7 protein-coding genes and 1 pseudogene are annotated in these 12,749 nt (G+C 43.3%); 4 read left to right on the forward strand and 4 right to left on the reverse strand.

Annotation, left to right across the window (positions count from 1 at the left end):
* Positions 1–88 precede the first annotated feature (88 nt).
* A complete protein-coding gene (locus tag CXF69_RS09225; RefSeq protein ID WP_101205913.1) occupies positions 89–4,936 on the reverse strand; it encodes an NAD-glutamate dehydrogenase in 4,848 nt (1,615 codons plus the stop codon).
* A 458-nt stretch (positions 4,937–5,394) separates the two neighbouring features.
* On the opposite strand from CXF69_RS09225, the gene purD reads away from it, so the two are divergent.
* Positions 5,395–6,711 (forward strand): phosphoribosylamine--glycine ligase, encoded by a 1,317-nt coding sequence (purD, locus tag CXF69_RS09230; protein WP_101205924.1) that lies wholly within the window; start codon positions 5,395–5,397, stop codon positions 6,709–6,711.
* Positions 6,712–7,159: 448 nt separating this feature from the next.
* Positions 7,160–8,554, forward strand: coding sequence for an ABC1 kinase family protein (locus tag CXF69_RS09235; protein ID WP_134292207.1), 1,395 nt, complete (start codon positions 7,160–7,162; stop codon positions 8,552–8,554).
* A gap of 134 nt (positions 8,555–8,688) precedes the next feature.
* Here the strand turns inward: CXF69_RS09235 and CXF69_RS09240 are convergent, their stop codons facing one another.
* Complete coding sequence (locus CXF69_RS09240; protein ID WP_101205914.1) at positions 8,689–9,363, reverse strand: class I SAM-dependent methyltransferase; 675 nt, start codon at positions 9,361–9,363, stop codon at positions 8,689–8,691.
* A gap of 189 nt (positions 9,364–9,552) precedes the next feature.
* Between CXF69_RS09240 and CXF69_RS09245 the strand changes: the two genes are divergently transcribed.
* Together CXF69_RS09245 and CXF69_RS09250 are read left to right on the forward strand one after the other, a co-directional pair.
* On the forward strand, positions 9,553–9,744 hold the full coding sequence (locus CXF69_RS09245) for a DNA gyrase inhibitor YacG (RefSeq protein ID WP_101205915.1): 192 nt from the start codon (positions 9,553–9,555) through the stop codon (positions 9,742–9,744).
* A 40-nt stretch (positions 9,745–9,784) separates the two neighbouring features.
* On the forward strand, positions 9,785–10,966 hold the full coding sequence (locus CXF69_RS09250) for an aspartate aminotransferase family protein (RefSeq protein ID WP_101205916.1): 1,182 nt from the start codon (positions 9,785–9,787) through the stop codon (positions 10,964–10,966).
* Positions 10,967–11,079: 113 nt separating this feature from the next.
* Here CXF69_RS09250 and CXF69_RS09255 read toward each other — a convergent pair whose 3' ends face one another.
* Together CXF69_RS09255 and CXF69_RS14520 are read right to left on the reverse strand one after the other, a co-directional pair.
* The gene (locus CXF69_RS09255) at positions 11,080–11,979 is read right to left on the reverse strand and encodes a LysR family transcriptional regulator (protein ID WP_057760292.1); all 900 of its coding nucleotides are present in this window, start codon (positions 11,977–11,979) and stop codon (positions 11,080–11,082) included.
* Between the two features lie 233 nt (positions 11,980–12,212).
* Positions 12,213–12,749: pseudogene (locus tag CXF69_RS14520) on the reverse strand (DNA polymerase III subunit gamma/tau); the annotation flags it as partial.

The raw sequence follows: 12,749 nt of genomic DNA on the forward strand, positions 1-12,749 counted from the left end.
TAAACCATTTCTTTTAGACAATAAAAAACCACCGAACATTAAGAACGGTGGTTTTTTTGTGCGACAGTTTGGGAGTGATATTACTTCATTACTTAGTAACTAAACCACTAAGCTCACTCATCAATACTGACAACGTTGAAAGACCGATTTGACCTTCTTCATCGTTGCTATGAAGCTCATCTAACTTATTCATCTCTGTGGTGACTGCTGCAAGCTGATCGACGTGTCTTGCTCTCCATTCACTAAATGCTTGCTTAGCATCTGGTTTTGAGAGTACCGCATCCATTAATAGGCGCAAGCTGCGTGACAGCTCGTTCACTAACGCATGGCGTGCACGGCGATCCCAATAGTCTTGCTGTGGTAGGTTCGCAATATTTTCCATCATCCAGTCTAATTGCAATACTTGATAAGCTTCAAAGTATAAAGTTGCAATCTCATCGACAGGACGCTCATATTGCTCAGCAAGCAATGCAGCATCAAGCGCATCGACATGGTACGGTAGCATCGCAAATAGCGTAGCATCATTATCAGACAGCTCTTTTTGCATCAAGCGCTTGGTGTCTTCTTGCAGATATTGTGCAAATTGCTGCTCGATAAAACCACTTGGCTTAGTCAGTTTTTCAACGCTTTCACTAAAGCGGCTAATCATATCAGCGACTTGCAGATTTTGACCAAAGGCATTGATGAACCAGACCACACCGCGCTCAAGTGAATCACGTAGACGTAGCTCAAGGTTCAGCAATAATGTCGCCTCAACTTGATTGTCTAGAGCTTCAAGGGCTTTCCAAGCACGCGATACGTTGAATACATCACGGCTAATCGCATAACCACGTACGATAGTGGCTAGTGATTGATCGGTTTCCTCAAAGAGACGGAATAGCGCTTCAATACCTAAGCGGTTGACCACACTGTTGGTCAAGTAAGTACTGATAATCTCGCGATGCAAACGGTGTTCAGTCATCTCATCGAAGAAGCGTGACGCAAGCTCATCTGGGAAGTACTTACGTAGCTCATTGATAAAGTACGGATCATCTGGTAAATCAGATAGTAGTAGATTGTCATAAACCCACATCTTGCCATAAGCCAAGACCACTGCTAGCTCAGGGTTGGTCAGACCAATATCCGCTTTTTGACGCTTCGCAATCTCTTCATCTGATGGTAGATACTCAATTGCACGATCCAGACGCCCTTCACTCTCTAGCATCTGAATAAAGCGCTGATGATCACTCAGGTTGGCTGCGGCACGAATATGGCTCAGCTCAATCGCTTGTGGTTGTAAGTAGTTTTGACGTAGTACCAATTCTGCTACGGTGTCAGTCATACTCTCAAGCAGCTCATTACGTTGCTTCAGCGTCATATCGCCTTGCTCGACCACTTTGCCGAGTAGGATTTTGATGTTGACTTCATGATCCGAGCAGTTAACACCGCCTGAGTTGTCGATTGCATCTGTATAGATACGTCCGCCCGTTTGAGCGTACTCGATACGACCTTGCTGGGTTAGACCTAAGTTACCACCTTCACCAACGACGGCTGCACGTAGCTCATTACCATCGATACGCAGCGAATCATTTGCACGGTCGCCCACATCAGCATGTGTTTCGTTTGCACTTTTGACATAAGTACCGATACCACCATTCCAGATAAGATCGACAGGTGCACGTAGTAACGCACTGATCAAATCATTCGGTGCAAGGCTGTCTTCACTGATATCGAAGAGCGACTTCATCTCAGGACTGATAGCGATGGTTTTGTCTTGGCGCGAGAAGATACCACCACCTTGACTAATCAATGATGCTTCATAATCTGCCCATGAGGAGCGTGGTAGCTCAAACAAGCGTGCGCGCTCAGCGTACGAGGCTGCCGTATCTGGATTAGGATCAATAAAGATATGCAAATGATTAAAGGCAGCAACGAGCTTAGTATGCGTTGATAGCAGCATACCATTACCGAACACATCCCCACTCATGTCACCAATACCGACAACGGTAAAGTCATCACGGTTTTGGATGTCCATACCGCGCATACGGAAGTGACGTTTGACCGACTCCCATCCACCGCGAGCGGTGATACCCATTGCTTTATGGTCATAACCTACTGACCCACCTGATGCAAAGGCATCATCTAGCCAGAAGTTGTACTCTGCTGCTAGCGCGTTGGCTATATCAGAGAAAGTAGCTGTACCTTTGTCTGCTGCGACAACCAAGTACGGGTCGTCCTCATCATGACGTACCGTGTTGGCTGGCGGGACGATGTTGCCATCTACAATATTGTCTGTGACATCAAGCATGCCGCGTAAGAATGTCTGATAGCAAGCGATACCTTCTGCTTGGAACGCCTCACGACCATCAGCCATGCTCTTGGTTTTTACAATAAATCCGCCTTTAGAGCCTACAGGGACGATTACTGCGTTTTTGACCATCTGTGCTTTGACAAGGCCAAGTACTTCAGTACGGAAATCTTCCATACGATCTGACCAGCGCAGACCACCACGAGCGACTTTGCCGCCACGTAAATGTACAGCTTCGACGCGTGGTGAATACACAAATATCTCAAACATTGGCTTTGGTTTAGGCAAGTTTGGAATGTCTGCTGCCAAGAACTTAAATGACAGACGATCTTTGCGCTGACCATCACTATCGACTTGATAGAAGTTGGTACGTACCATCGCATTGATCAAATCTAAGTACCAGCGCAAGATACGATCTTCATCCAGGCTATCCACATCTGCTAACGCAGCTGTGATTTGCTCTTGAATGGTAGCAGCCTTTTCTTGACGTTCTTCTTCGCTATACTTAGGATTCATACGTGCGTCAAACAAACTACCTAACGCGACACTGATATCACTGTTTTTGACCACAGTTTGCTGAATATAAGCACTAGAGAATGGCGCACGTGCTTGCAGCATATAGCGAGACAATGCACGCAATACGACGACATCATAAGTATCGAGCTTAGTTGTTAGTACCAATTCATTGAATGAATCGCTTTCAACGCGACCTGCCCAGATTTGCTTAAGACTGTCTTCGAACTGACCACGCACGACTTGCATATTGACCGTATCGACATGCTCTAGGGTCAACTCATACTCTTGCATCCAGATAGGTTGCTCTGGCAAGTCAAACTCATAAGTCTGTGCTGAGATAACTGACACACCAAAGTTTTCAAGTATTGGTAATACTTTCGACAAGATAACCGGCTGTTCGCGACCGTACAGTTTTAGATGGAGCTGGTTACGTGCATCGCCTGTTGACTGGTATAAGTGCCAAAGCATTGGTTGCTCTGCGGTCAGTCCCGCCAAACGCTTGGTATCTTCAACTGCAGTGCGAGCATCAAAACGCTCTTGGTAGGCAGCAGGGATATAGTTTAAGAAGCGACGATTTAAAGCATTGGCTTGTTGCTCACCCACATTATCGAGTAACATCTTTTGATAATTATCATCCCATGATTGCATGAGTGCTGATAATTTGGCTTCAAGTGTGGCGATATTGACGTCATTTACTTGACCAGGTACGGTACGTACGTGGACGTGTACACGAGCATGCGCAGATTCGTTAAACTCAGTGGTAAACCCTGAAGACATACCGTTATAGGCGTCTTTTAAGACGTTTTGTACTTTAATACGTAGCTCGGTGTTGAACTTATCACGCGGGATATAGACCAAGCACGAAACAAAACGCTGATAATGGTCAATACGGCTAAATAGACGTAAACTTTTCTTGTCTTGTAGTTGAGTAATGCCCGAAACAATTGGGTATAGCTCTTCGACGCTGGCTTGGAACAGATCATCACGCGGTAAGGTGTTAATCACATGCATCATCTTGTGATGAGCGTGACCGTCACGTGGCAAGTCTGCCATCGCCATAATCTTATTGGCTTTTTCGCGCAACAGCGGTATTTGCTGTACAGTGAGCTGATAGGCTTGTGAGGTAAGCAAACCGATAAAGCGGTATTCACCAATTAGGTTACCGTTATCATCGAACTTATGAATGCCCAAAAAGTCCATATATACTGAACGATGCACAGGTGATACACGGCTTGATTTGGACAGCATTAACACGCGCGGCTCAGTCAATAATTGCTTTAATCCTCTAGGCAATTGGCTAAAGCTTTCTGATAGCTTGTCTTTTTCAGAACCACGTAATAGACCAAGACCACTGTTACCGATTGCGAATAAATCTAAATCGGTCGGCTCAGAAGTCACTTCGATAGACTGACCACCTTCCAAGCGGTATTCACGATACCCTAAGAATATGAAGTGATCGTCTAAGATCCAATCTAAAAATGCTTGGATTTCTTGTTGTGAATAGAATACTTCTGGTAACGGCTTAGTCGAAAGCTCAGTTTTGATATCATTCAACTGCGCACGCATCTGTTTCCAGTCGCCAACGACCGTATCAAGCGTGTCAATTTTTGACATCAGCATCTGTTGAAGTGCTTCCAAGTCTTCGTTGTCTTGGTAAGCAATTTCGCAATGAATCAATGACATATGTGAAGTGGCACTTTCATGTGCACCTTCGATATGGGTAATATCACCATTGTCATCACGCTCAACACTGATAATGATGTTGTAAGTACGATGAACATCGATACCTTCAGCTTCTAGGCTCATCAAAATCGTATCAACTAAGAATGGTCTATCATAAGCTGCGATTTGAATGACAGTGTGCGAGCTGTGAAAGTGCTGCTCTTCTGCTGCTGGGTTTAGTACTGTCAGCTGCGGCTTGCTGCCGTCGTAAGCTTTGAGTAGTGTAAAGTGATGTAGCGCCATGCCCGCCAAGTCAGCATTACTAATCGCCTCTGCAGTTTCTTGATGCAATGGCTGATAATAGCTATGAATAAAATGATCAAATAGCGATTTGTCTTTTTGTACATAACTGGTAGCAATATCGCTTATCTGGCTAATGCGCTCTTTTGCGATACTGAGGGAGTTTGGCATTTCCTGCGTCCTTTTTTTATAGATTTGGTTTAACATTTATTTATTTAAGTTTATCGATTTAGATTGACTACTGTTACTGCATATTCATCATTGGTGCAACGGTGCAGTATTTCCATTCACGCGACTTATTTTATTTTTATAACAGTTAGAAATTTTCTCCTTTTTTGCTCTTATTTTTTATTAATATGTAGCCATCAGAATTTAATACTACCAATATAGTGAAGTGTAACGCACATAAGGCGCGAGCTAAAGTGTACAACATCATTTCATGAATCAGCGATGTGTCGATAACCTTTACTAATGAGACAATGCATTTTTAGACATCGATATGGATGATTCGGTGCTGGCAGGCGGATACTCATGGTAATTGAAGGCGTTTTTTTGTTAGAATATGCCAACATATTTAAGAGCGTACGACTCGCTCACTATTAACTTTAATGCTAAGGGCAAAAGGTATGATGAATATTTTGGTGGTTGGCTCAGGTGGTCGCGAACACGCATTGGCATGGCAATGTGCAAAAGATGACAATGTAAAAAATGTCTACATCGCTCCTGGCAATGCTGGCACCGCCCTTGAGCCTAAATGCCAAAACGTTATGCTAGAGTCTACCGACGCTGACGCAGGCGAGCACAGTGCTGTTATCGCCTTTTGTCAAAATAACGATATCGACATGGTAATTGTTGGTCCAGAAGCGCCTTTGGTTACGGGTATTGTTGATGCTTGTCGTGAAGCAGGTATCAAATCATGGGGCCCAACAGCATACTGTGCACAGTTAGAAGGCTCAAAAACTTTTGCTAAAGAGTTCATGGAACAAAACAATATTCCAACCGCTGCTTATCAAGGTTTTACAGACGCAGTCGCTGCAAAAGCCTATGTCGATGAGCAAGGCGCGCCTATCGTTATCAAAGCAGACGGCCTCGCTGCAGGCAAAGGCGTTATCGTTGCTGAAACGATCGAACAAGCACATGAAGCTATCGACGATATGTTAGCGGACAATAAGTTCGGTGATGCTGGTAGCCGTGTGGTTATCGAGCAGTTCTTACAGGGTGAAGAAGCCAGCTTTATCTGCATGATTGATGGTGACAATATCCTACCAATGGCAACCAGCCAAGATCACAAACGTGCTTTTGAAGGTGATACCGGTCCAAACACTGGTGGTATGGGTGCCTACTCTCCTGCTCCAGTTGTTACCAGCGATGTTCATAACAAAGTCATGCAGCAAGTGATTCAACCAGTAGTCGATGCCATGAAACACGCAGGCCATCCTTATACTGGATTCTTATACGCTGGTCTTATGATTGATAAGGCAGGCGACCCTTATGTCATCGAGTTTAACTGCCGCTTTGGTGATCCAGAAACGCAGCCTATCTTAATGCGTTTACAGTCATCAATGGTCGATTTGGTCGCACAAGGCTTGGCAGGTCAGTTACCTAGTGAAGCAAAATGGGATGCGCGCCCTGCTCTAGGTATCGTTGTCGCATCAAAAGGCTACCCTGAAACTTCATCTAAAGGCGATGTGATTGCTGGCTTGCCAGAACTAGATCCTAATAACGACGAAGCTGTGAAAGTTTTCCATGCTGGCACGGCTTTTTCTAACGATAATGATAAAGAAGTCGTCACAGACGGCGGGCGCGTCTTATGTGTGACTGCGCTAGCAGATAGTATTTCTGATGCTCAGCAAGCAGCATTAGCAGTTACCGCTGCTATTAGCTTCGATGGTGCGCAGTATCGCCGTGATATTGGTCACCATGCCATCACTCGCGAAAATGCTTAGTAACTAAGGCGTACTAAAAACATATTGGGTAACGTCTTGGGTAATATTTTAGATAACGCGAAGGTTTTGCTCAATGTGTTTGATTAATAGAATTTCTATATTTTATAGCTCTACATCACTATTTGACCTAGCATCATGCTAGGTCTTATTTTTTAGTATCTTTTTGATACTGACCTATTGGCTATAAATAGATTTCACTAAATTTTAATAGTCAGTGAACTTGCTAGAAAATACTAACTATTTATAAATCATACTTAAATTAGTAAGCACCTATTTATCAATAGTTACCGCTAGACATTGGCTTACAAAGTAACTATCAATGGCCAGCTCAGGCTCATAAAACCAACGCGCTTTATATGATACAATTTTGTACCTGTGCATCACGTCTCCCTTGTATTGTAGGTTTCGAACCCGCAAATCAATACCAATTGGATGAATGATTATACTTATGGCAAATGATACGTCTAAACCTTTTAGCAACAAGCAATCAATCGATAGCCTAAAAACCTCAGGGTTTGATCGTCGTATGTCGATTGCAAAAACTTCTTTGAATATTGGTCGTCGTTGGGCGGGTAATAGCGTGTCTGGTATGTTCTTAAATAAAGAGGCACGTACTGCACGTAATCAGGCGTTTATGGAAACTCAGGCGAATTATCTGGCATCAGAGCTGGGTAAATTGAAAGGTTCGGTCGTCAAGATTGGTCAAATGCTAGCGATTTATGGTGAGCACATACTGCCGCCAGAGATCACGCGCGCTTTGCAAACCCTTAATGATGACACGGCGACATTGACTTGGCCGACGATTGAGCAAACATTACGCCAGTTACTGGGCAACAAACTAAACGAGCTAGACATTGATCCTGTTCCCATTGGAACTGCTTCTCTTGCCCAAGTTCATCGTGCGACCGTGCTCGCCACTGGCGAACAAGTTGTGTTAAAAATTCAGTATCCGGGTGTGGCAGACGCTATCAATTCTGATCTTGCCTTGTTCAAACGATTGTTAAAAGTAAGTAATATCGTTCCCCAAACACGCGCACTCGATGCTTGGTTTGAGGAAATACGTGACCTACTCCATCACGAAGTTGATTATGAAGCTGAAGCGGCTACGACAGAACGTTTTTACGAGCGTTTAATTGATGATCCGCGCTATATCGTGCCTAAGATCAATCGCACTTATTCTAAAAAGCGTCTGCTATGTATGTCATACGAGCCAGGTATCACTGTGGTCTCGGAAGCACTGCAATTACTACCTCATGAACGCCGTAATGCCATTGGTCAAGCGGCTATTGAAATCATGATGCAAGAGATTTTTGTATGGGGCGAAATGCAGACCGATCCTAACTTTGGTAATTATCTGGTGCGTGTGAGCGAAAACGAAGAAGATATCGATAGATTGGTTTTGCTAGATTTTGGGGCGATTCGTCAATTTGATGGCAACTTATTAACGATTGCTCGTGGTCTACTACGCGCAGGATATCGCCATGATCAGCAAGCAATGAGCCTTGCTATGACAGGATATGACTTTTTCGATAGCATGAGTAATAAAGTTCGTTCAGATATTGCTTCGTTATTTTTGCTTGCTACCGAGCCTTTTAGTGATCCTGAGAAAAACGCTAATATCCCTAGTGAATGTTTGGATGAGCAAAATCGCTATATTTGGGCCAACAGTAAATTACATTCACGCCTATCCACTACGGCTACACGCGCAATGCAATCTTTTGAATTTAATCTACCACCAAAAGAATTCATGTTTATTAGCCGCAAGTTTATCGGTGCATATACCTTTTTGACTGTTTTAGATGCTCATACCAACTCCAATAGCCTTGTAAAACCTTATTTATAAAATGTGTAAATTTTGAGCCGTCCTTTAGTGACGGCTATTTATTGTTTTAATTTTATTTGCTTAGGCTATTTTATATCTAATATTACTAACTTTACTGTGTATCACTGACATAAGCCCTATATTTACTTAGGCTATTATTTTTCGCTTATAGCACTTACCTGCCAATCATCGAATCTTGTTTTATACCACTTTGGCTTACGAATACTTAGCTCCCAACACACCTCTTGTCGGGCAAGATATTTCACTTCGAAATGAGTGCGCTGACTGGTCGCTGGTACTCGAGAACGTGTTGATGGTAGACACCACACTTTGGTTGCTTGGTGTTCTGCATTGTCCATATAGGATTCGATATTAGTGACTAATATCACTTCTCCGCCCACCTGCAAGCGTGATAAGAGAAACTCAAAAAAAGGCATGTTCAGCCATTGCTGATTTGGATTGTGCTGTTCAGGATTGGGATAAAGAATGAAGATTTTAGCCAAGCTGTTTGGTTTGATTGCATGCACTGTCCATGCAATCGCATCCGCATGAATCGCGTCTAGGTTTGATAGATTTTGTAGAGTGGCTAATTTTGAGAATGCTTCAAATTTATTACGCGTGCGTTCAATGGCTATCAGATGCTTATCAGGATTTTGTGCGGCAAAGCTAAGTGCATGCTTACCCTTCCCTGCCCCAATCTCTAGCATCAACGGTTTTTCATCTTTATTGTCATTGATGATATTTGGAATAATAAAGTCACGCGGTGCTGACAGTTTTTGTGGTTGAAAGGCACGCTCTTGCTGATGCGTGAGATCAATATTGTCGGTCATCTACTATCCTTAAAGCATTTGTCTTTTGTCATTATTCGGCCCCATGCTATTATATAGTCAATCCAATTGAATAGTAATACAGCGATAGCAAGTACGCCTCGTTTCGTCGTAATTTAAATGACGGATGCGTTTTCTGCTCGTGCCATATGCAACCAATACTAATAACATTTAGGACATTGCTCTTTTCTTATGACTGACTCTACTGCAAACACGCCTCCAAAGACCTACCCTTGTCCACGTTGCAGCACTCAGACGGCCTGGCAAGACAATAAATACAAGCCGTTTTGTAGCAGTCGCTGCAAGCTGATCGACTTAGGTGCTTGGGCAAACGAAGACTACACCTTACCTGCAGAAACCACGCCTTTTTCTGACGAGCTATAACCCACACTTTTACTCAATTATTATATCAAGGATGCTTTACATGTCTGCTACTTACCTGATGCCCACTTATAATCGTCAACCAATCAGCTTTACACGCGGTGCAGGCAGTTGGCTCTATACCAAAGATGACACGCCTTACTTAGATGCCTTGACTGGTATTGCGGTATGCGGCTTAGGACACTGTCATCCACAAGTCACTGACGCGATTCAGCAGCAAGCAGGTACGTTAATTCATACAAGCAACTTGTTCGGCATTGACTGGCAAGAGCGTGCTGGAGAGATACTATGTACCGCAGCCCAAATGGACAGTGTGTTTTTTGCCAATAGCGGCGCCGAGGCCAATGAAGCTGCATTGAAACTGGCACGTTTATACGCGTACAAACAAGGCTTTAAACGTCCAAAAGTTATCGTAATGGAGCAATCGTTCCATGGTCGTACGTTATTATCTTTGTCAGCTACTGCAAATCCAAAAGCGCGAGAAGGGTTTTATACACTAGATGAGGATTTTATTCGTGTGCCATTTGGCGATATCGAAGCTGTCAAACAAGCTGCTCAAGAACATGATGATATCTGCGCTATCTTTGTAGAGCCGATCCAAGGCGAAGGTGGCCTAAACACTGCTGCCAATGGCTTCACTTATCTTGAAGATTTGCAAGCAGAATGTGACGCTCATAACTGGCTATTTATGCTGGATGAAGTGCAAACAGGTAATGGCCGTACGGGTAGATATTTTGCTTATCAACATAGCAATGCTCGCCCTGATGTGTTGACGACAGCCAAAGGTCTAGGTAATGGTTTCCCAGTTGGTGCGTGCATGGTACGTGGCCGTGCCAATGGTTTGTTTGGTGCTGGTAGTCATGGCTCTACTTATGGTGGCACACCATTGGCCAGCCGTGTGGTACATAGCGTATATGACGTGCTAGCAAATAGTAATATCATGGAAAACGCAGTGACTGAGGGTTTATTCATTAGAGAAAGTATCGTTGATACATTTGGCCAACATGGCGTTAGTAGTCGCGGTGCAGGTATGATGATTGGTATCGCGCTACCTGAAGATATGGATTGTAACCAACTGGTAGATCGTGCCCGTGATGAGCAAAAGCTGATCATTAATGTGACGGGTGGTCATGTTGTACGTTTGCTGCCACCACTTAACATGAGCCGTGATGAAAGCACACAAGTTATTGAGCGTTTAATTAATTTATTAAAGCCATCATTTTAAAGCATGCTTTAACGTTAATAATAGACAACAAAAAAGCCTATAGATGATTCATTATCTATAGGCTTTTTGCTAACTGCTAACTAAAAACGTTTCGTGCGTAGTGAGAACAACACTTAATTTGCATGGAAGTACTTTTTCAATACTTCTAGACAACGAGTAATTTTAGCTGGCTGTTGGTCACGATTTAAAGTGACCGCATATAGCACAAAGCTTGGTAATTGATAGCCAGTCAACACTTCTACCAGCTCACCACTCTCAAGCTCTTTTTTGACGTCCATTTCTAACATTCTAACCAACCCGTGACCTTCTTTAGCCAACGTCGTTGCCATAAACACGTTATTGGTATAGATACGCGAGTTCATTTTGACACGCGTTTTTTTGCCAGTTTCAGTCTGAATCATATCGATCTGATTGGCATCTTTCATGATTTCAATACAGATTAATTGATGCTCAGCCAAGTCTTTAGGCGTATTTAGTTTACTGTGCTGACGCAAATACTGAGGTGAGGCAACCAATAATTGGCGCACATCAGTCAATGGATGACTGCTCAGACTAGAGTCATTAATCGATGGACTCATGCGAATAGCAATATCTATACGCTCATCAATCATATCAATATAATGATTGTCTGCTAGATAGGTGACGCTAAGATCATCATGTGCCGCCATCCAAGTAGAGAGTGCTGGCAATATGTGATTAACACCAAGCTCAGGCGTGGTCGATACACGCAAGCTACCTGCTAGCTCATCACGCAATTGATTAACTTTGATACGCCCTTGCTCCGCTGCACTGACGACGTCTTTTGCCGCTTCATAAAAGCTCTCACCAGCTTCTGTTAAGCTTAGCTTACGAGTTGAGCGATGTAGCAATACCACGCCAAGCTCGTTCTCTAATGAACGAATTTGCTGACTGACTGCACTGGTTGTAATACCTAGCTCACGTGCTGAGCCACTAAAAGAGCCATGTCCGACCACACTGGCGAACACAGCCATACCGCGTAAATTATCCAACATATTCTCACCTAAACGTCATTTCAGTTTTTAATATAACTTAACCATTATAACGACTTTACATTCATCTTATCGTTATCAAATGGTTCTCTCTTGTTTGATAAATATATTTTGACCCGTAATAAAAACAAAAATATCAAGATGATATATCGCTATCACCTTGATATTTAATATAAAACTACGTTCAATATATAAATATACTTTCAAATACTTTGACCAATCACTGCTCTAAAGTTTCAATACAGCTGTACTTTACCCATTTTCCCTTCACCGCGTTCAGTCAAATACTGCATCACTGGTGTTTTTAGTAATTTCGTTTCAGCAACGGTTTTCGCTTGCTCTAAACGTTTTTTCTGTCGGCGCTCTGGGGTTTTATCTTCGGTCTGCATGATACTACTATCAATTTTCAAGTCAATGTCAGCTTGCGTAAATTGCTGTTGTAGCTTAGCTGCCAATTGCTGAAAAGTGACCTGCAAATGCTTACTATCAACACTGGTCAAAAACGTGGCTTTGCCATTGCATTGACCAGTCATTGTACCTTGTCGTGCCAGTGCTAGCTCATCTTGTGCCAATACCTCGCCTTCACGAGCAGTTTGTAACCAGTAGTCCCACTTTTCTGGGTTCCACTCGCCTGTCAGTTCTTGAGGTGGACAACGCAGCAACGTGCGTGGATCTTCATCAGAGTGGGCTATTAATTGAGAATCATTTGCGCCAGGCTCAACAATTGGTTCAGGCTCAACAATTGGTTCAGGCTCAACAATTGGTTCAGGCTC

Source organism: Psychrobacter sp. Choline-02u-9 (genome assembly GCF_002836505.1).
GTDB lineage: Bacteria > Pseudomonadota > Gammaproteobacteria > Pseudomonadales > Moraxellaceae > Psychrobacter.

What these genes read in the sequence shown, in the direction of transcription:
- CXF69_RS09225 (WP_101205913.1), bottom strand. Translation starts at nt 4,936, where the DNA reads ATGCCAAACTCCCTCAGTATCGCAAAAGAGCGCATTAGCCAGATAAGC.
- purD (WP_101205924.1), top strand. Translation starts at nt 5,395, where the DNA reads ATGAATATTTTGGTGGTTGGCTCAGGTGGTCGCGAACACGCATTGGCA.
- CXF69_RS09235 (WP_134292207.1), top strand. Translation starts at nt 7,160, where the DNA reads ATGGCAAATGATACGTCTAAACCTTTTAGCAACAAGCAATCAATCGAT.
- CXF69_RS09240 (WP_101205914.1), bottom strand. Translation starts at nt 9,363, where the DNA reads ATGACCGACAATATTGATCTCACGCATCAGCAAGAGCGTGCCTTTCAA.
- CXF69_RS09245 (WP_101205915.1), top strand. Translation starts at nt 9,553, where the DNA reads ATGACTGACTCTACTGCAAACACGCCTCCAAAGACCTACCCTTGTCCA.
- CXF69_RS09250 (WP_101205916.1), top strand. Translation starts at nt 9,785, where the DNA reads ATGTCTGCTACTTACCTGATGCCCACTTATAATCGTCAACCAATCAGC.
- CXF69_RS09255 (WP_057760292.1), bottom strand. Translation starts at nt 11,979, where the DNA reads ATGTTGGATAATTTACGCGGTATGGCTGTGTTCGCCAGTGTGGTCGGA.